The sequence below is a fragment of the Streptomyces sp. NPDC045431 genome (genome assembly GCF_040646655.1).
In the GTDB taxonomy this organism is placed as follows: domain Bacteria; phylum Actinomycetota; class Actinomycetes; order Streptomycetales; family Streptomycetaceae; genus Streptomyces.
Genome location: NZ_JBEZAQ010000003.1, coordinates 192,454 through 211,698 on the forward strand (window position 1 = coordinate 192,454; position 19,245 = coordinate 211,698).

Annotated in this window: 18 protein-coding genes; 12 read left to right on the forward strand and 6 right to left on the reverse strand. The window is 73.7% G+C overall.

The window, feature by feature from the left end; all coding sequences use genetic code 11:
* The first annotated feature begins 20 nt into the window (after window positions 1–20).
* Window positions 21–1,025: a ScbA/BarX family gamma-butyrolactone biosynthesis protein gene (locus AB0A69_RS09425; RefSeq protein ID WP_361417433.1), complete on the forward strand. Its 1,005-nt coding sequence runs from the start codon at window positions 21–23 to the stop codon at window positions 1,023–1,025.
* A gap of 391 nt (window positions 1,026–1,416) precedes the next feature.
* Entirely contained in the window at window positions 1,417–2,115 is a 699-nt protein-coding gene (locus AB0A69_RS09430) for an HAD-IB family hydrolase (RefSeq protein ID WP_361417436.1), read from the forward strand.
* Window positions 2,116–2,178: 63 nt separating this feature from the next.
* On the opposite strand, the gene AB0A69_RS09435 is transcribed toward AB0A69_RS09430, so the two are convergent.
* Window positions 2,179–2,811: a ScbR family autoregulator-binding transcription factor gene (locus tag AB0A69_RS09435; RefSeq protein WP_361417439.1), complete on the reverse strand. Its 633-nt coding sequence runs from the start codon at window positions 2,809–2,811 to the stop codon at window positions 2,179–2,181.
* A 234-nt stretch (window positions 2,812–3,045) separates the two neighbouring features.
* Here AB0A69_RS09435 and AB0A69_RS09440 point away from each other — a divergent pair, with 234 nt between their 5' ends.
* From AB0A69_RS09440 to AB0A69_RS09450, 3 genes are all read left to right on the forward strand, one after another.
* A complete protein-coding gene (locus AB0A69_RS09440; protein WP_361417442.1) occupies window positions 3,046–3,735 on the forward strand; it encodes a helix-turn-helix domain-containing protein in 690 nt (229 codons plus the stop codon).
* 234 nt (window positions 3,736–3,969) lie between these two features.
* Complete coding sequence (locus AB0A69_RS09445) at window positions 3,970–4,329, forward strand: LysR family transcriptional regulator (protein WP_361417444.1); 360 nt, start codon at window positions 3,970–3,972, stop codon at window positions 4,327–4,329.
* Window positions 4,330–4,871: 542 nt separating this feature from the next.
* On the forward strand, window positions 4,872–6,053 hold the full coding sequence (locus AB0A69_RS09450; RefSeq protein WP_361417446.1) for an acyl-CoA dehydrogenase family protein: 1,182 nt from the start codon (window positions 4,872–4,874) through the stop codon (window positions 6,051–6,053).
* Between the two features lie 118 nt (window positions 6,054–6,171).
* Here the strand turns inward: AB0A69_RS09450 and AB0A69_RS09455 are convergent, their stop codons facing one another.
* Window positions 6,172–7,809, reverse strand: coding sequence for an FAD-dependent monooxygenase (locus tag AB0A69_RS09455; protein WP_361417449.1), 1,638 nt, complete (start codon window positions 7,807–7,809; stop codon window positions 6,172–6,174).
* 147 nt (window positions 7,810–7,956) lie between these two features.
* Between AB0A69_RS09455 and AB0A69_RS09460 the strand changes: the two genes are divergently transcribed.
* The 6 genes from AB0A69_RS09460 to AB0A69_RS09485 all read left to right on the forward strand — a co-directional run bounded on the left by AB0A69_RS09460 (window position 7,957) and on the right by AB0A69_RS09485 (window position 14,795).
* Window positions 7,957–9,507, forward strand: coding sequence for an MFS transporter (locus AB0A69_RS09460; RefSeq protein WP_361417452.1), 1,551 nt, complete (start codon window positions 7,957–7,959; stop codon window positions 9,505–9,507).
* Between the two features lie 188 nt (window positions 9,508–9,695).
* Window positions 9,696–10,763, forward strand: coding sequence for an aldo/keto reductase (locus tag AB0A69_RS09465; protein WP_361417455.1), 1,068 nt, complete (start codon window positions 9,696–9,698; stop codon window positions 10,761–10,763).
* 205 nt (window positions 10,764–10,968) lie between these two features.
* The gene (locus AB0A69_RS09470) at window positions 10,969–12,069 is read left to right on the forward strand and encodes a ScbA/BarX family gamma-butyrolactone biosynthesis protein (RefSeq protein ID WP_361417458.1); all 1,101 of its coding nucleotides are present in this window, start codon (window positions 10,969–10,971) and stop codon (window positions 12,067–12,069) included.
* A 27-nt stretch (window positions 12,070–12,096) separates the two neighbouring features.
* Window positions 12,097–12,783, forward strand: coding sequence for an HAD-IB family hydrolase (locus AB0A69_RS09475; RefSeq protein ID WP_361417461.1), 687 nt, complete (start codon window positions 12,097–12,099; stop codon window positions 12,781–12,783).
* 82 nt (window positions 12,784–12,865) lie between these two features.
* The gene (locus AB0A69_RS09480; protein ID WP_361417464.1) at window positions 12,866–13,909 is read left to right on the forward strand and encodes a ketoacyl-ACP synthase III; all 1,044 of its coding nucleotides are present in this window, start codon (window positions 12,866–12,868) and stop codon (window positions 13,907–13,909) included.
* 391 nt (window positions 13,910–14,300) lie between these two features.
* On the forward strand, window positions 14,301–14,795 hold the full coding sequence (locus tag AB0A69_RS09485) for an Atu4866 domain-containing protein (protein WP_361417467.1): 495 nt from the start codon (window positions 14,301–14,303) through the stop codon (window positions 14,793–14,795).
* A 105-nt stretch (window positions 14,796–14,900) separates the two neighbouring features.
* Here AB0A69_RS09485 and AB0A69_RS09490 read toward each other — a convergent pair whose 3' ends face one another.
* Complete coding sequence (locus AB0A69_RS09490) at window positions 14,901–15,716, reverse strand: SDR family oxidoreductase (protein WP_361417471.1); 816 nt, start codon at window positions 15,714–15,716, stop codon at window positions 14,901–14,903.
* A gap of 62 nt (window positions 15,717–15,778) precedes the next feature.
* On the reverse strand, window positions 15,779–16,624 hold the full coding sequence (locus tag AB0A69_RS09495; RefSeq protein ID WP_361417474.1) for an LLM class F420-dependent oxidoreductase: 846 nt from the start codon (window positions 16,622–16,624) through the stop codon (window positions 15,779–15,781).
* A 147-nt stretch (window positions 16,625–16,771) separates the two neighbouring features.
* Between AB0A69_RS09495 and AB0A69_RS09500 the strand changes: the two genes are divergently transcribed.
* Window positions 16,772–17,743 carry an AraC family transcriptional regulator gene (locus AB0A69_RS09500; RefSeq protein ID WP_361417477.1) on the forward strand — a complete coding sequence of 324 codons (972 nt, stop codon included), beginning with the start codon at window positions 16,772–16,774 and terminating at the stop codon, window positions 17,741–17,743.
* Between the two features lie 29 nt (window positions 17,744–17,772).
* On the opposite strand, the gene tatC is transcribed toward AB0A69_RS09500, so the two are convergent.
* Window positions 17,773–18,630, reverse strand: a complete 858-nt coding sequence (gene tatC, locus AB0A69_RS09505) for a twin-arginine translocase subunit TatC (RefSeq protein ID WP_361418426.1) — start codon at window positions 18,628–18,630, stop codon at window positions 17,773–17,775.
* A 151-nt stretch (window positions 18,631–18,781) separates the two neighbouring features.
* On the reverse strand, window positions 18,782–19,072 hold the full coding sequence (gene tatA, locus AB0A69_RS09510) for a Sec-independent protein translocase subunit TatA (RefSeq protein ID WP_361417480.1): 291 nt from the start codon (window positions 19,070–19,072) through the stop codon (window positions 18,782–18,784).
* Window positions 19,073–19,245 lie beyond the last annotated feature (173 nt).

Here is a 19,245-nt window from a genome sequence, read left to right on the forward strand (position 1 = left end):
GACAAATGGGGGGAATTGTGATGTCTCGTACGTTGTCTTCGCCCGCTGAGGATCGCCTCCGGGTGGTCCTGCCCTCACCGGCCCTGGCAGAGCCCCTGGGCTTTGAGCGCACGGTTCCGCGAAGACTGGTGCACCGGGCCTCGGTGGCCGAGGTGTTCGTGACCGACGGCCGCTCCACCGGCCCCGGGCGCGCGCTGGTCGCGGCCCAGTGGCCGCGGACCCACGCCCTGTACGGCCCCGACACCCACGGCCACAGCGATCCGCTGCTGCTCGTGGAAACGTTCCGCCAGGCCGGCATCTACGTCGCCCACCGCTACAACGACGTGCCGCTCGACCACCGGTTCGTCTTCTGCGACCTCGACCTCCGCATCGACGACCCGGCCGCGCTGAAGGTGGGTGCCGATCCGCTGAAGGTGGTCCTCGACACCACCTTCACGCCCGACCCGGACAAGCCCGCCACGCCGCAGCGCGTCCAGGCGCGCTTCACCGCGGACATCAAGGTCGGCGGCCGCCCCTGCGCACGGATCTCGGGGCGCCTGGTGACCCTCGCGTCGCGGGCGTACCGCGCCCTGCGCGCCCGAGGGGCCGCACGGACGGCACAGCCCGCGGAGATACGTCCGGACAGGGGTACCCCGGTGTGCGGTGCTCGCGCCGGCCGGCCGAACCCCCAGAACGTCCTGCTCGCCGTCGCACCCGGGCTCGCGGAGAACACCTACCTCCTGCGCCTGGACCCCGATCACGCCGGGTACTTCGAGCACGCCTGCGACCACGTGCCGGGCATCGCGCTGACCGAGGCGTTCCGCCAGGCCGCGCACCTGGCCGCGCCCCGGCCCACCGCTGCGGAGCCGATGACGCTGGCCGCCGCGCTGATCAGCTTCGACCGGTTCGCGGAACTGGACGCGCCGGTGACCATCACGGTCGAGGACACGACGGAGCTCCCGCAGGGCCACGTGGTGCGGCTGACCGCGACGCAGCACGGCGAGGCCGTGGCCCGCGCCGGCCTGGCCCACCACTTCGTCCGCTAGAGCCCCTCTCCTTTGAGCCGGGCCTGACCGGGCCTGCCCGTATGCCGGGCCGTGTGAGCCCGGTAGCCCCGGGGAACCCCGGCCGCCGATCGACGCCGATCGTCGCGTGCCCCCATCGCTCCCCATCGCTCTCCATCGCCCCCATGCCGGCGCCGTCCCGCCGGTGCCCGGGCGTGCCCGGGCCTGCGCCACGGGCGAGCGAGTCCTGGGCCGGTCCCGGCCGTTCGCCGCTGCTCCCCGCCGTGCCCGGCGCGGAGCCCTGCGAGCGCGCCCGCCGTTCCTGCCCTTTCCGCCGTTCCTGCCGTTCCTGCCGGGCCCCGACGTGCCCGCTTCCGCTCCGTACCCGGCGGGCGCCTGACCAGCTCCCGCCCCGATTCCCGGATTTGAACTGATGTCGACCACCCACAAGCATTCCGTCCTCGCCTTCTTCGACGTGGACGAGACCCTCATCACCGGCAAGAGCATGCTGGGCCTGCTCGATCACCACTTCGGCGACACCGGGGGCCGTGGTCGCCCGCCCGCCGCCGTGGTGCGGGCCGAGCTGTTCGCCCTGCGGGCGGCGGGCGCCGCCCGTGCCGACCTCAACCGCGCCTTCTTCCGCCGGCTGCGCGGCCACCGTGAGCGCGACCTGATGCGCAGTGGCCGGGCCTGGTTCGAGGCGGAGCTCGCCCGCGGCGACCTGTTCCACCCGCCGGTCCGTGCCGCACTGGACCGGCACCGCGCGGCCCGGCACACGATCGTGCTGCTGTCCGGTTCGTTCGCCGCGTGCCTGGACCCCATAGCCCGCCATGTCGCGGCGGACCGGACGGTGTGCACCATGCCGGAGGTCCGCCGCGGAGTCCTCACCGGTGAGGTCGACGCCCCGGTGATCGGGGAGGAGAAGGCCCGCCGGGTCCGCCGGCTGATGCACGACCTGGGGGCACAGCCGCAGGACTGCTTCGCGTACGGGGACGACGCTGGGGACATCGACGTGCTGCGCGCCGTGGGCCACGCCACCGTCGTCGGGGACGACCCGGTGCTCCGCGCGTGGGCGCTGCGGACCGGCCGGCCGCGGCTGCCGGGGGTGTACGCGGAGGCCGACGCGGCCTGAGCCCGCGTGACCGTACGCGTACGGGGCGCCGTCCCCGTACGCGTACGGCCGTCGTGCGTGAGGTCAGCGGCGGATCGCGTACAGGAACAGCTCCCGCAGCTCCTGCCAGCGCTCGGCCAGGTCGGCCCGGCCGGTGAGGGTGGCGGAGACGTGCTGGGTCCCGAAGAACGACGCCACGATGAGGCGGGCGAGCTGTTCGGGGACCATGCCCTCGCGCAGTTCACCGGCCGCCTCGGCCTCCTGGAAGAGCTTGGTCATCACGCCGATCCAGCCCACGTACGGGGTGGGGAGCTCCACCCCGATGGACGCCTGCTCGTTCTGGAGCCGGGCGCCGGCGATGGTGATCGGGTCGTCGCCGAACGCCGCGGCGACCCGGTCCATCACCTCCAGGGCGGTGGCCAGCGGGGAGAGGCCCATCGCGGCGACCTCGTCGAGGACGTGCGGCCAGCGTGCGTAGTGTTCCTCCACCAGGGCGAGGGCGAGGACCTCCTTGGTGGGGAAGTGGTGGTAGACCGCCCCCTTGGTCATGCCGGTGCGCTCGGCGACGTCCTTGACCGAGGATTCGCGGTACCCGTGCTCCGCGAAGACCTCGGCGGCCGCGCGCATCACCAGCTCCCGCGTCCTGGCTGACCTGTCCTGCCGGGGGTCGGGACCCCGCGGAACGTCCGACGGCGTCTTGAGGGCTGGTGGTGTCACGGCTGTCTTCCGTCCGGGCGCCGGCAGCGCCGAGCTGTTCGTACTGTGCGTCACGACATACCTTCCGAGAGGTATTTTTCTCGTCAGCGGTAGCGTACGGCACCCCCGCGACCCCCCGTCCAGTCACACTTCGGCCGAGGTCGCTCCGGATGGCCAGAACATTCCTTCCAGAGGGAATTTTTCCCTGCTAGGCTGTGCGCCCGGTCGGCGCGGCAGAGGAACGGTGAGGGCGGCGTGGTGAAGCAGGAGCGGGCGAGGCGTACCCGCGAACGGGCGCTGGACGCGGCAGCCCAGGAGTTCGCCGCCCATGGCTATGCGCATACGACGGTCAACGCCGTCGCCGCCCGGCTCGGCATGACCAAAGGGGCGCTGTACGGCCATTTCGCGTCCAAGGACGAGCTGGCGGAGGCGATCCTCCAGTACGGCGACGCGGCCTGGCAGCGCATCCTGGCGTCCCCGCCCGCCGAGCGCGGGCCCGCCGTCCCCGGGCGGCCGCCGGTCGGCGAGCCCCTCGCCCCCCTCGGTACCGTCACGCTCGCGCTCGCCCGCGGCCTCGCCGACGACGTGCGTTTTCGCGCCGCGTACCGGCTCGCCGCCGACGCCCTGCTGGCGGGGGAGCGCGAGGGCAGGCTGCTCCTGGACATCCAGTCCCATATGAGCCGGCTCGTCGGCGTGGCCCAGGAGGCCGGGGCGGTGGCCCTGCGGTGCTCGTCCACCGTCATCGCCGAGGTGCTGCTGGCCCTCGTGGCCGCGGTGCGCTCGGCGACGCTCGCGGCGGCCGGGGTCGACGCGGTGGCCTGGCTGGAGGCGGTGTGGGGCGCGGTCGGCGGCGTACTGGCCGACGGTAGGCTCCCGGAGGAACTGCTGGAGGGCCACCGGCCCGCCGTGGTACCGCCGAACGGGGCCGTGACGGAAGCCGGTTGAGTTCTCCGGGGCGCGGTGCCGATCCTGTCCGTCCACTGGTCAGAGCCTTGGCAGATTCGTTTCGGTAGGTATATTTCTCCCCGGAGCGCGGACGGGGGGTCCGCGTCGAATGACGGGGGAGTTCAGGGGCTGCGATCGGCCGCGGGGGGTAGGCGGCGGCCGGACCGCACCACGCCGCAGCACGGCCTGGCACGCTGCCGGCCGCTGCTGTCCCTCCCCTGGGGGAGGGAACCCATGGAGATCCACCACCTGCGGGTGTTCCGCGAAGTGGCGAGAGAGGCGAGCTTCACCCGGGCGGCGAGGAACCTGCACTGCGCGCAGTCCACGGTGACCGAGCAGATCAAGAGTCTCGAGGCGTCACTGGGGGTGGAGCTTTTTCACCGGCGCGGCCGTCGGTCGACCCAACTGACCGACATGGGTCACCTGTTGCTGCCCCTGGCCGAGGAGATCCTGGACGCGGTCGAGGCGGCGGGGCGCGAGATCCGCAACGCGCTCGTCGGCCGTACGAAGGCGGCCTGCCGCACCGCACGCCCGGCCCCGCCCGGCGCGGCACGCCTGGTGCCGCTCCCGCCGGGAGACGGCGCGCGGGTCTGAGCCCGGGCGTCGGGCCCGCGGGATGCCGCGGGCCGGGGCGTCACGCGGCCCGACGCACAGGCCGCGCATGCGGCCGCGCATCCGGCTGCGGGTGCCGCCGTCGGGCCGTCCGGCCCGCGGAGGCGCCGCGGGGTTGCTCCGCGGCACACGCCGCGCTCGCCGGGTGGTCCTGCCGGGCCTGACTGTCCTGCCGGCCGGTCCTGCCGGCCGGTCCTGCCCTGACGGTCCTTGTCCTGACGGTCCTGCTCTGACAGGGCCGGCGGGATGCCGCGCGGGCTGCCCCGCCCGGTTCCGGTGACCTCGCCGGGCCGAGTGGCGGCCCTGCGGGCTCACCCCGGGCCGGAAGTCGCTCACGGCGGGGCCGCAGGCGCTCGTCGGCGGCGGCCCGGTGCCGGTCGCGCGCCCGGAGGGACCCGCACCGGCCGCTTCCGTATCCCCGCTGTCCTCGCCGCCGCCCCCACCGCCGCTCCGCGAAGAACCGCATCTCTGCACCAATTACTGCCCATTCAGCGAACCACACAGCACAGCAAGGGAGTTCACCCATGCCCGCTGCACTGCTCGAGGCAACACCCACGGCAACCGAGGGGGTGGCCGCACCGGTGCCCGCCCCTCGGGCCGGGGCCGCCGCCGAGGCCGCCGGACTGTACGCCGCGCATGCCGAGCGCAGCCGTACGCTGCACCCCGACACGGCCGGAGCCCTGGTGGAGGCGGGGTTCGCCCGGCAGTTCGTGCCACGGCGACTCGGCGGGTCCGGCGGCACGTTCACCGGTCTCCTCCACGCCGTGGCCACGGTGGGCGAGCGCTGCGCGTCCGCCGCCTGGTGCGGCGTCCTGCAGGCCATGCACGGCCGCCTCGCCGCGCTGCTGCCCGAGGGGGCGCACGCCGATCTGTGGGGAGCCGGTCCCGACGTGCCCATCGCGGCGGCCGTCGTGCCCCCGGCGGGCGAGCTGCGCCCGGTCGACGGAGGCCATCTGCTCACCGGCCGCTGGGAGTTCGCCAGTGGCGTCGACCACGCCGACTGGGTGCTCCTCGCCTCGGTCCTGCGTACGGACGGGGGTGCGGTGCAGAAGGTGGTCGCCGTGCCCCGCCGGGACGTGCGGGTGGTCGACACCTGGGACGGCCTGGGCCTGCGCGGCACGGGCAGCCACAGCATCGCCGCGGACGGTGCCTTCGTACCCGCGCACCGCATGGTGGACCGGGACGTCATGGCCGCCGGGTGGCGCGGCGCGGGCGCCGACCGCTGCCACGGCCTGCCGTATCCACTGGTCACCTCCGTACTCCTGGCCGCCCCCGCGCTCGGCGCGGCGCGCGGCGCGCTGCGGGCGTGGACGGAGGGGGCGCTGCGGCGCACCACCCCGCAGGGCACGCCGCTGCTCGACACCGGCTCCGCGCAGGACGTGCTCGCCCGCTCGTCGGCGGAGACGGACGCCGCGCAACTGCTCCTGGAGCGCGCCGCGCTGCGTGCCGACCTCGCCCCGCTCGACGACCTGCCCGTGGCGCAGAACCAGCGTGACGCCGCGGTGGCGCTCGACATGCTGGTGGGCGCCGTCGAGCGGCTGCTGCGCCACGGGGGCGCCCATGCGCAGCGCTCCGCCAGCGATCTGCAGCGCCACTGGCGGGACGTGCACGCCGTCGCGAGCCACGCGGCCGTGCAGCTCGCGCCCGCCGCGGCCGCCTACGGGCGCCATGTCCAGGCGGGCTGGGGCGGGGCCGCCGCGGCATGACCGCGGCCGACCGGGTGGCCCCGCCGACAGGCCACCCGGCCTCACCCATCAGCACCTGACCCCACCCCACCCCTAAGCACCCGGCCCCGCCCACGCACCACGTGGGCGGGGCCGGTGGTCATGCGGCCAGGGCCGGCTCCGGCTCCTGTGCCGGCGCCTCGCCGAGATGTGCGGTGAGCTCCTCGCGCAGCCGGTCCAGATCGCGGCTGTGACCGTGGGCCGCGACATGCCCGTCCGGGCGGATCAGGTAGTAACCCTGGTGCCGGCACCCGGTCAGCCGGGCGGCCGGCCCCGCGGCCAGATCCACGACCCGCAGGCCGGGGCGGAGCGCGGCCATGGCGCGCAGTTCGGCACGCCATGCGGCCGCGTCGCCCCGGCAGACCGCGGCCAGGGTCCACGTCGTCGGATCGGCGGCCGGCCCCTGGATCTTGTGGGGCATCGCGAGTTCCCGGGGGAAGACCGCGCCGACCCGCACGGCGTTGCGGACGCCGGGCAGCAGTTGGCAGGTGGTGCGCCCGCCGGGCGCCTGGGTGTCGCGCACCGGCGGGTAGGCGAGCCGGCGCCCGGCCATCACCGGGGCGTAGAACTGGGAGAACAGCCCGGTGCGGTCGGCGATCCGGAACGCGGCGTCCCGTAGCCCGACCTTGGCCGGAGTCTGCACCAGCCAGGCCCGGGTCTGGATGTCGGTGTCGCGCACCACCCGCTTGGCGACCGCCGCGCGCTCCGGGCCGTAGCTGAGGAGCAGGTCGGACGGTGCCTCGCCGCGGAGGACGGCGGCCAGCTTCCAGGCGAGGTTGTGGGCGTCCTGGAAACCGGTGTTGAGGCCCTGGCCGCCGGCGGGGCTGTGTACGTGGGCGGCGTCACCGGCGATGAACACCCGGCCGAGCTGGAAGTCGTTCGCGTGCCGGGCGTGCACGCGGAAGACGCTCTGCCAGATGGGCTCGGCGATCCGGACGCCTTTGGGGCCGCGCTCGTCCACGATCCGCTGCATGGCGGCCACGCTGACCTCCTCGCCCGGGGCCAGGCTGGAGAAGAAGCGGAAGACACCGTTCGGCAGCGCGACGATGACCAGCGCCCCGGCCGGTGACTGGTAGTACAGCGCCTGGTCCGGTGGCAGGAAGCCCTCGATCTCGGCGTCGACCAGCGCGAACGCGGTCTCGTACGTGGACCCGGAGAAGCCCGTGCCCAACTGGGCGCGGACCGCGCTGCCCGCACCGTCCGCGCCGATCACGAAGGGCGCGCGGGTGCGCTCGATCGTGCCGTCGGGGTGCTCGAGGACGGCGGTCACGCCGTCGACGGCGTCGATCCGGCCCGAGAAGTCCAGCCCGTCGAAGGTGAGCAGCCGCACCCCGCGCTCGACCCTGCCGCCCAGCTCGTGCAGCCGGTCGCGCAGGATGCGCTCCGTCTCGTTCTGCGGCAGGCATACGGGGCTGAGCTCCTGCGGGAAGTCGAAGGTGGCCAGGTGCTCGCGGTCGGAGTAGTAGCTGAACGCGTTGATCTGCAGCCCCGCCTCGCGCAGCCGCGGCAGCACGCCCAGGTCCTCGAAGAGGTCCAGGCTGCGGGGCCAGACGAGCAGGGCCTTGGGGAACGGGGACGGTTCGGGGGCGCGGTCGACGATCCGGACCCGGATGCCCCGCCTGAGCAGTTCGCAGGCGGCCATCATCCCGGTCGGTCCGCCCCCCACGACCAGTACGTCGTACGCGTCCGAAGCACCCGGGTCCCCGCTGGTGCGGGCGGTGCTCGCTGGGTTCGGCATGGTGACTCTCTTTCCGTTCCGTGGTTCCGTTCCCGGTCGTTGAAGGTAAGGGACCTTCATGCCCTAGCATTGACGATATCCATAAGATCTCTTACAGTCCATCGACAGCGAAAGAACTGGGACCTGCTGAGCGGAGAGAAAGAAGCCATGAGCATCCAGACCGATTCCCGGCGCCCGGTGCCGGACCGGCGGCAGGAGGCGAGCGGAGCACCCACGCTCATCGCCGTCGCGCTCGCCAGCATCCTGCTGCCGCTGGCGGTCACCGCACCGGCGGTCGCGCTGCCGGATCTCACGGTGGACCTCGGGGCCGGCGTCGCCGCCGGTCAGTGGGTGCAGAACGCCTACGGCGTGACGTTCGCCGCGTGCATGCTCGCGGCCGGCGCGCTCGCCGACCAGTTCGGCCGCCGCCGCATCCTGGCCATCGGCGCCGTCGTCTTCATGGCGATGTCCGCCGTGGCCGCCGTCTCCACGGACATCGTCGTCCTCGACATCGCCCGCGCACTGCAGGGCGTCGGCGCGGCCGGCGTGCTCACCAGCGGGGCCGCGATCCTGGCCGCGTCGTTCGAGGGCCGCAAGCGCACCCAGGCGTTCGGCGTGCTGGGCGCCTCCTTCGGCGCCGGACTCGCGCTCGGCCCGATCCTCGGCGGCGCGCTGGTCAACCTGGCCGGCTGGCGGGCCGTGTTCTGGCTGAACGTGCTGGTCGGCATCGTGGCCCTCGCCTTCATGTCGAAGATCAAGGAGTCCCGGGACCCGGACGCGACGAAGGTCGACTGGGGCGGTCTGGTCACCTTCAGCGGCAGCCTGTTCTTCCTCGCGCTGGTCTTCGTCGAGGGCGGCGAGAGCGGCTGGCTCAGCGCGCCGACACTCGGCTCGCTCGCCGGGTTCGTGGTCTTCATGGCCGCGTTCGTCGCGGTCGAACTCCGCGTCGCCCGGCCCATGTTCGACCTGGCGCTGTTCCGCAACCCGACCTTCGTGGTGGTCGTCTGCCAGCCGTTCACCATCACCTTCGGCTTCGTGGTGCTGCTCAACTTCCTGCCGCCGTACTTCAACGGCGTCGGCGGCCAGGGTGACACCGCCTCCGGTGCGCTGCTGCTGCCGCTGACCCTCCCCGTCTTCGTCCTGCCGCTGCTGGTCGGCCGCCTGGTCGCCGGGCGGGTCTCGTCCCGGATGCTGCTGACCGCGAGTTCGCTGCTGATCGCCGTGGGCTCGCTGTGGCTGGTCGTCCTGGAGCCCGGCCGGCCGTGGTACGAGGTGGCGGGTCCGCTGCTCGTCTTCGGCCTCGGCGTGGGCTCCGCGTTCGGAGCCATGGACAACGCCGCCGTCAGCGTCGTCCCCGTGGAGCGCGCCGGCATGGCGTCGGGCATCTTCAACACCATGCGCATCGCCGGCGAGTCGGTGGCGATCGCCTCGGCGGGCGGCTTCCTGACCTCGCTGACCCGCAGTGACCTGGCCGACCGCTCACCCGAACTCGCCGACCAGGCCCAGCGGCTGGCGGGCGAGGCCACGCAGGGCCGGCTGGACGAGGCGCTCGCCGCGGTCGAGCCCGCCCGGCGCACCGACGCCCTCGACGCGGTGGCCGCGAGCCTCACCTCCAGCATGCACACCGCCTTCATCGCCCTGGCCGTGCTGGCCCTCGTCGGAGCCGTGGTCACCTTCCTGGTCATCAAGGACAAGGAACTCGCGGACGCCGCCGGCTGAGCCGGCGGGCGTACGCGCCCCGGGCCGGAGGGCCCGGGTCGTGCGGCTCCTCCCCCCCGCCGCCGCCCGAGCCCTCCACATCCCCTTCCCCCTCCACATCCACTTCCCCCTCCCCTCCCCGACCCCCCGCGCCTCCCCATCCCCCCGAACCCCCCACGACGTACCCACCGATAAGAGAGCAGGAGAACATGCGTTACCGCTACCTCGGCGACACCGGCCTGTCCGTCTCAGAACTGTGCTTCGGCGCCATGACCTTCGGCGGCGGTGCGTCCTTCCTGGGCGCCGAGGACCGCAACTGGTCCGAGTTCGGCACGGTCGAGGACCAGACCGTGCTGCGGATGATGGACCAGGCGCTGGACGCCGGGATCAACTTCTTCGACACCGCCGACGTCTACAAGAACGGCATGGGCGAGGAGTTCTTCGGCAAGACCCTGAAGAAGGTCCGCGACCGCGTCATCATCGGCACCAAGGGCCGCTGGCGCATCACCGACGACCCCAACGACATCGGCGCCACCCGCCACCACCTGATCGCGGCGGTCGAGGGCAGCCTGCGGCGCCTCGAGACCGACTACATCGACGTCTACCACCTGCACGGCTTCGACCCGCGGACCTCGCTCGACGAGACCCTGCGCGCGCTCGACGACCTGGTCAGCTCGGGCAAGATCCGCTACATCGGCGTCTCCAACTACGCCGGCTGGCAGCTGATGAAGGCCCTGTCGGTCTCCGAGCGCCGCAACCTCGCCAAGTTCTGCGTCTACCAGGGCTACTACAACATCGCCGCCCGCGACCTGGAGCGGGAGATCATCCCGCTCGCGGTCGACCAGAACGTGGGCATCACCGCCTGGTCGCCGCTGGCCGGCGGCTTCCTGACCGGCAAGTACCGCCGCGGCGAGGGCCGCCCCGAGGGCAGCCGCCTGGCCGAGCGGACCCCCGCCGAGTCCGCGCCGCTCACCGACGAGAACCAGGCGTACGACATCGTCGACGAGATGGCCGCGATCGCCGAGGAGCGCGGTGCCACGGTCGCCCAGGTGGCGATCAACTGGGTGCTCGCCAAGCCGGGCATCACCTCCGCCGTCATCGGCGCCACCAAGCCCCACCAGCTGGACGACAACCTCCGGGCGATGGAGTGGGAGCTGACCGCGCAGGAGCTGGAGCGCCTCGACAAGGTGAGCGAGACCACCGCTCCGTACCCGTACTGGCACATCGGCACCGTCGGCGCCGACCGCAAGCTGCCGGGCGACGTCTACCCCGCGTGACCCGCTGACGGAGTGAGCCGCAGGACGCGCATGGAGGGCCGTTCCCACGTGGACGGCCCTCCACACGTAAATCCCCCCGCACGTGAGGCCCCACGCCCACGCGTCCCGCGACGTAGCGCCCTGCCCCGCACGCGCCTGCTCCCCGGGGCCGCCGGCCGGCCACCGGGGTCTTCCGGCACGACCGAACAGAAAGCGAACGTCACCCATGACCACCGCAACAGCAGGACCGGAGCCGCGGTCCGCCACACCGTTCCTTCCGTCCGATCCGGTTCTGGACTACACGCGCACCGTGGACCGGCTGCTCGTGCACCGGGACGCCCTGGGGGAGGTGTTCCTCACCGACCTGCGGCAGACCGGCGAGGACCGCTACCTCGCCGGGGCGCAGCTCCCCCGGTCGCACGCCTACTACGGCGACCACCTGCTCCGCCCGCTCTCGTACGACCCGCTGCTCATCCTGGAGGCGTGCCGCCAGGCGGGTCTGGCCGGCGCCCACCGCTTCTTCGGCGTGGCGGCGGACAACAAGTTCATCCTCACGCACCTGCGGCTGCACGTCTCGCACCCGCGGTGGGTGACGGTCGGCTCCGCGCCGCTGCCGTTGGCGATGGAGGCGCGGATCGTCAGCCGCAAGGAGCGCGACGGCCGGGTCACCGGCCTCGACTACGAGTTCACCCTCTCGGCGGGCGGCACGCAGGTGGGCACGGCCCACCTCGGCCTGCGCTTCAAGACGCCCAACGGCTACCTGACGCTGCGGCTCAACAACCGCGGCGGACTCGCCCTGCCGTCCTCCGCCACCCACCCGCAGGCCACCCCCGGCACCCTCGTGCCCCCGCACCTGGTGGGCCGGGCCAACCCGGACAACGTCGTGCTCGTGGAGCCCGCCGTCACCAGCTCCGCCGCCTCGGCCCTGCTGCGGGTGCCGACCGGCCACGCCAGCCTCTTCGACCACCCGCAGGACCACCTGCCGGGCATGGTCATCGCCGAGGGCGCCCGTCAGCTGGCGCTGTTCGCCGCGCTGGAGCTGCACGGCATGTCCACCGCGAAGACCCTGGTGACCGACGTCGACGTGCGCTTCACCCGCTTCGGCGAGCTGGAGGACGACACGGTCCTCACCGCGGAGATCGGCGAGCCGACGGCGCCGGGCGGCGCCGTGGACGGAGTCCCGTACACGCTGGGCGGTCCGCTGGAGGCCCCGGAGGACGGCGCCGCGCACCAGGCCCACCAGGTGCCGGTCCGCGTGGAGGCCACCCAGAAGGGCGAGAGCCTCTGCGTCTTCACCTTCCGGCTGACCCGCGTCACGGCCGGCTGACCGGCCATGGGGGAGGGAGAAGCGCTGATGGGCGTCCCGGCGATCGCCTTTTCGGATGTCGACGAGACGCTGATCGACGTCAAGAGCATGTTCCGGTTCCTGGAGTTCCACCTGGACCGGCGCGGTGAACCGGCCGGCACGTACGACCGGCTGGTCGGTGAGCTGCGCGAGGCGGTACGACGGGGTGCCCCGCGCGCGGAGATCAACCGCCGCTACTACCGGCTGTACGCGGGCGAGGACGCCCGCACCCTCGCGGCGTCGGGCCGCGCGTGGTTCGCCTACGAACAGGAGACGCGGCCCGGGGGCCTGTTCATCCCCGCGGTGGAGCGGTCCCTCGCCGGGCACCGCGCGGCCGGCGACACCGTCGTGCTGGTGTCCGGGTCGTTCTTCGCCTGCCTGGACCCGGTCGCGGCCCACGTCGGCGCGGACCGCGCCATCGGCACGCGGCCGCTGATCCGCCGCGGCCGGCTCACCGGCGAGGTGCTGTTCCCGCTGATCGGCGCGGCCAAGGGGCGGGTGGCGCACGCCGCCGCCGCGGTCCTCGGGGCCGACCTCGCCGACTGCACGGCGTACGGCGACCACATCAGCGACCTGGACCTGCTGGCGGCCGTGGGTCACCCGGTCGCGGTGGGCGACGACCCGGACCTGGCCGCACACGCGGACCGGGCCGGATGGCGGCGGCTGCCGACCGGGCGGACCGCGGCGGGCATCTGAACCGGCCACCCCGGCACTTCGCCGTCGCCGAGCAACGGCGGCGGGCCGCCGTGCGGCGGCCCGCCGCAGAACAGGAGGCAGTATGAAACCCATCGGAATCCTGGGAACCGGATCGTTTCTGCCGGAGCAGGTGGTCACCAACGAGGAGATCGCCCGCAGCACCGGTGTGACCGACGAATGGATCGTGCGCAAGACCGGTATCAGGGAGCGGCGCCGTGCCGACGACCGGCACGCCACGTCCGACCTGGCGGCGCACGCCGCCCGCCGGGCCCTCGAACAGGCCGGTGTACGCCCCGAGGACGTGGCGTACATCGTGGTGGCGACCTCGACACCGGACCACCCGCAGCCGGCGACGGCGAGCATCGTGCAGCACCTGATCGGGGCCGTCAACGCCGCGGCGTTCGACGTCAACGCGGTGTGCAGCGGGTTCGTGTACGCGATGACCGTGGCCGAGCGGATGCTGCGCGGCGCGCCCGAGGGCAAGCACGCGGTGGTCATCGGCGCGGACATCTACTCGCGGATCCTGGACTACTCGGACCGCAAGACGGCGATCCTCTTCGGCGACGGGGCGGGGGCCGTCGTCCTCGGACCCGTCCCGGAGGACCGGGGCGTGCTGGAGACCAGTCTGCTCACCCGCGGCGACCAGTACCGGCTGATCAGCGTGCCCGCGGGCGGCAGCCGGATGCCCGCGACGGCGCGCACTGTGGACGAGGGCGGCCACTTCTTCCGGATGGACGGCCGCGGTGTGCGCGCCTTCGTCCAGGAGAACCTGCCGCAGGCCCTGGGCGACCTGCTCGTCAAGGCGGACGTCAACCCCGACGACGTCGTCCACTTCGTGCCGCACCAGGCCAACGGCGTGATGCTGGCCGACGTGTGGCCCTGGCTGGGCCTGCGGAACGCGACGCTCCACCTGGCGCTGGAGAGGTACGCCAACACCGGCTCCGCGTCGGTGCCGATCACGCTGGACCTCGCGCACCGCGAAGGCGCCCTGACCGACGGCGACATCGTGCTCCTCGCCGGCTTCGGCGGCGGCATGACCGTCGGCGCGGCCCTGCTGCGCTGGGCGCCGACCCGGTACGCACGGCCGGAGCACCGCGAGCGGGAGCTTCAGGCCCCGGTCGGCTGACCCCGCGCCCGTGACGACGGCAACGGCCCCGGGAAACCGGGGCCGTTGTCCGGTCCGGGACGCATCCCCCAGGAGAGGAAACCGAGGAACCCATGAGCACGCACACCGTCCTGACCGACCTCGACCCCGAACTGCAGGCGCTGGTCGCCCGGCACGTGGCCGCACAGCGCCGCGCCCGGTTGCGCCAAGGGGCCGAGGACGCCCTGCACTCACTGGTTTTCGGAGGAATAGGAGGAGAACGCTTCCATGAACCCTTCACCGTCCACGCGCGCGCGGCAGCGGATCGCGAGACAGAGGTACCGGCACGCCCGGCACATGGCGCTGCGGTGCCGGTTGCTGCTGGCGCGCGCCGTGCTGCGCGGATGAGCCCCGGCCGCCGGAGGACCGCGTCATGACCACCGGACACCTCCGCCCCGGCCGTGCGCCCCGCCCCGGTCGTACGCCCCGCCCCGGCCGTACGGGGCGCCGGGGGCCCGCGGCGCGCCGCGCCGTCGGCGGCGCCCTGGGCGCCGTGGCGCTGGCCGCCGTGCTCACCGCGTGCGGTACGCCGGGCGCCGACGCGCCGGAGAAGGCCGCGCCCACCTCCGCGCCCGCGCCCGCGCCCACCTCCGCGCCCACGTCCGCGCCCGCGCCCGGCGGGGGCGACGGCCGGGGCGCGCGCCTCGACGGCGTATGGGCCGCCGCCGACGGCAGCCTGCGCCTCGAACTGCGCGGCGACGGCACCTTCAGCGAGGACTACAACGGACAGAAGGCCGCCTACACCGGCCGGTACACCCTTGAAGGCGTCACCCTCCGGCTGCGCGCCGACTCCGGTGCCGCCGCCGACGGCACGGTCGAGGGGGACACCATCACCCTCAGCGGCCGGACGCTCAGGCCCTCCTCCTGACACCCGCACCCCGCACCCCGCAGGGCGAAAGCGGCGGGCCGCCACGGTGGATTCCGTGGCGGCCCGCCGCTTTCGCGCCGCGCTCGCGTGCCGTCCGGCAGGCGGTCAGCCCTGCGCCTCGACGGCGACGTCCTGCCAGTCGGCCCAGGTCTTGAGCCGGTCGGCGTAGACCTGCGGCAGCATCTCGTTGCCCTGCGTGCCGAAGAAGACGCGCAGCGGCGGGTTGTCGGAGTCGACGACCTTCAGCAGCGCACGGCCGGCGGCGGCCGGGTCACCGAGGTCGAGCGTCTGCATGAACGCGCCGAGCGCCTCACGGACACCGTCGTACGCCGGGATCGGCTCGGACTGGGCGGCGGACGGGCCGGCCCAGTCGGTGGCGTACGCGCCGGGCTCGACCAGGGTGACCTTGATGCCGAGGTGCGACACCTCCTGGGCCAGGGACTCGCTCAGGCCCTCCAGGCCCCACTTGGAGACGTGGTAGCCGCCGACCAGCGGCCAGGCGGCGACGCCGCCGGTGGAGGAGATCTGGACGATGTGGCCGCTGCCCTGCTCCCGCAGGTACGGCAGGGCGGCCTGGGTCACCCACAGGGCGCCGAACAGGTTGGTCTCCAGCTGGTCGCGCAGCGCCTGCTCGTCGAGCTCCTCCACGGCGCCGAAGAGGCCGTAACCGGCGTTGTTGACGATCACGTCGAGGCGGCCGAAGTGCTCCTTGGCCTGCTTGACGGACGCGAACACGGCGTCCTTGTGCGTCACGTCGAGGTCGAGGGTGAGCACCGCGTCGCCGTAGGAGGCCTTCAGGTCGGCGAGGGACCGCGCGTCACGGGCCGTGGCGGCGACCTTGTCGCCGCGGGACAGGGCCGCCTCGACGAACTGGCGGCCGAAGCCGCGGGACGAGCCGGTGACGAACCAGACCTTGCTCATGGGTGTCTCCATTCCGTGTGTTTCCTGTACCGGGAAAGTCCGTCCCCGCGTGGGGGACGAAGTCAGTTCTGGAACTTGGTGACCAGCGGGGCCACGGTGTCCAGGAAGCTCTTGACGCCGTCGGCGCCGACGGGGGGCGCGTACAGCACCGCGCGGTGGACGCCGAGGTCGCGCAGGGCCTCCAGCCCCGCCGCGTCGGGTTCGGCGCCGAAGACGGTGACCGGGACGTCGTCGGTGCGACCGGCGTCGCGGCCCGCCTGCCGCAGGGCGCTGATCCGTGCGGACAGCTCGTCCAGCGGCATGCCCGCGTGCGGCATCCACTCGTCGCCGAAGTCGAGGACGCGGCGCGCCACGTTGGCGCCCGAGCCGCCGACGAGGACCGGCGGATGCGGGGTCTGCCGGGGCTTGGGCCAGGACCAGACGGGGCCGAAGTCGACGTGGCGGCCGTGGAATTCGGCGACGTCGTTGGTCCAGATCTCCCGCATGGCCTTCACCCGCTCGGCCAGGACGGCCCACCGCTGCCCGGGGTCGGTGCCGTGGTTCTCCAGCTCCTCGGGGATCCAGCCGGCGCCGACGCCGAACAGCACGCGGCCGCCGGAGAGCGCGTCGAGCGTGGCGACGGCCTTGGCCGTGGCGATCGGGTCCCGCTGGGGGACCAGGCAGATCCCGGTGGCCACGCGCAGCTCCGTGGTGGCCGCGGCGGCGTAACTGAGCGCCACGAACAGGTCGTGCGTGTGCGAGAAGTGGTCGGGCAGCTGCCCGACCTCGCCGCGGGTGCGTTCGGTCGCGGGCAGGTGGGTGTGCTCCGGCAGGAAGAGCGACTCGAAGCCGCGCTCCTCGACTGCCCGGGCCAGTTCGTCGGGGCGGATCGCGAAGTCCGCGGGGAACATGGCGATGCCTAGCTTCATGACGTGTCTTCCTCCGTGGCGGTGCCGAAGCGGTGCTTTAACGTTAAGGAGCGCGGTGTATACGCTCCATGACAGAAGCTCTAGAAAAATTGCCCGAGCGTCTCATGTCGCGTTCGGAAGTGTGGTTTTCCCGCTAGGGTGTGCGACATGGACGTACTCGCCGACGTACTGGCCGCCACCCGGTTCAGCGGAGTGCTGCTGGCCCAGTTGCGCGCCGGCCGCCCCGACTGGGGCTGCGGGCTCGAACAGCTGCCCACGGCGGGCTTCCACCTCGTCGCCGAGGGCACCTGCTGGCTGCGGACGCGGGGCCGCCCGCCGCTGCACCTGGTGCCCGGGGACGTGGTGCTGCTCCCGCGCGGTGAGCCCCACGAGCTCGCGGGCGCCCCCGACGCGACGGCGGTGCGGTACGCCGATCTCGAATCCGCCCATCCGCCGGGCCGCGACGGCGTCATGGACCTGGGCGGCGCCGGTGCGGCCGTCCGCATCGTCTGCGGCAAGTTCTCCTACGAGGGGGAGGCGGGCCGGCACCCGGTGCTGTCCGTGCTGCCCGAGGTCATCCACGTACCCGGGATGAGCGCCGACCCGGATCTGCAGGGCACCATCCGGCTGCTCGCCGCCGAGACCGGCAGGAACCGGCCCGGGGCACGCGCCGTGGCGACCCGCCTGACCGACGTGCTGTTCGTGCAGGTGGTCCGCGCCTGGCTCGAACTCCGCGAGGACGACGGCGGGGACGGTGGTGGGGGCGGCGGGGAGGGCCCCGGCCCGTCCTGGCTGACGGCGCTGCGCGATCCGCGCATCGGGACGGCGCTGTCCCTCATGCACGAGGAACCGCAGCGCCCCTGGACGGTGGAGAGCCTGGCACGGGCCGCGGCGATGTCCCGCCCGGCCTTCGCCCGGCAGTTCAAGGCGCTGGTCGGCAGCTCCCCGCTGGCGTACCTGGCGCGGCTGCGGATCGACCGGGCCGCGAGGATGCTGCGCGACACCGACGAGCTGGTCGGCGACATCGCGCAGGCGGTGGGGTACGCCTCGGAGTTCGCGTTCTCCCGGGCCTTCTCCCGCCAGCGCGGCATCGCGCCGGGCCGCTACCGGCGTACGGTGCCCGAGCCGGTGGGCGTGTGAGCCTCCGCCGCGGTGTGCCTCCCGGCGGGTCACGCGTGCCGTCCCGCGGGGACCGGCTCCGGCTCCGGCTCCTCGATCTCCTCGGGGGTGAAGTCCAGGGCTGACGCCTCGTCGTCGGACGGGCCGCCCGCGGCGGACCGGGCCCGGCGCCGGTCCAGGAGCAGTGCCACCACCGTGGCGAGGGCGTAGAGCAGCCACAGCGGCGCGGCGAGCGCCAGCATCGACAGCGGGTCGGTGCTCGGCGTCGCGATGGCGGAGAAGAGCGTGACGCCCATGATCATCCAGCGCCACCAGCCGAGCATCTTCCGGCCGGAGACCACGCCGCACACGTTCAGCATGACCAGCAGCAGGGGGAGTTCGAAGGCGAACCCGAAGACGACGACCATGCGGACGATCAGGTCCAGCAGCTCGTCGAGCGGCAGCTGGTTGTCCACCTGGGCCGGGGAGAAGTCCAGCAGCACCCGCGCCATGACGGGCAGCGTGCGGTACGCCAGGAAGCCGCCGGCCAGGAACAGCGGGACGCCCGCGCCGACGAAGAGCAGCGTGTACTTGCGCTCGTGGCGGTGCAGACCCGGGGCGATGAAGGCCCACAGCTGGTAGAGCCAGACGGGCGCGGCGACCACCAGGCCGGTGGCCAGCGAGACCTTCAGGGCGAGGGAGAACGGGGCGATCAGGCCGTTGAGCACGAGACGCGCGCAGGTCTTGTCCTCGCCCCGCGCCAGCTCGGCGAAGGCGGAGCGGCAGCCGACGGCGTCGAGGATGGGCCGGGTGGCGAAGTCGGTGATGGCCTCGTAGAAGAAGGCCGCGGTGACGGTGACGACCAGGATGGCGGCGACGGCGATGGCGAGGCGCTTGCGCAGCTCGCGCAGGTGCTCGACGAGCGACATCCTCCCGTCACCGCCACGCGGGTCGCCGGTGCCCGCCGCCTGAGCGGGCCGCTCCGTGGACACGTCCCCGGGGGGCTGCGTGTGCAGGCGGGCCGACTTCAGCATCTCGTCCTCGTCTCGTGTGGTGGAGTGGTGGAGGGTGCCGGGTCCGTCAGTGCTGGAGGCCGGCCGGGGCGGCGGACTCGACGGGCGTGCGGACGACGGCGGCCTGCGGGGCCGTGACCGGGCCGGGCGCCGGGGTCGTGGCGGGGCCCGTCGCCGTGGCGGGGGCCGAGGCCGCATGCGCGGTGACGTCGGACTTCATCGCCTCGGCCTCGCGCTTGAGGATGCGGGCGGAGCGGCCCAGCGCACGGGCCATCTCCGGCATCTTCTTCGCGCCGAACAGCAGCAGGACGACGATGAGGATGAGGAGGATCTCGGGGGCGCCGATCTTTCCGAACATCGGGGGCTCCTTCCGGAACGGGGGAGAGCGGAGCCGGCCGCCCGGAGCGGGGCCGGCGTGCGGGCGACGCGGCGTGCGGACGCCACGGCCGGGTGGACGGCACGGCCGGGTGGACGACGCGTCCGGGCGGCCGCGGTGGGTGGCGGGCCCGCGGCGCCCGCGGGCCGAAGCCC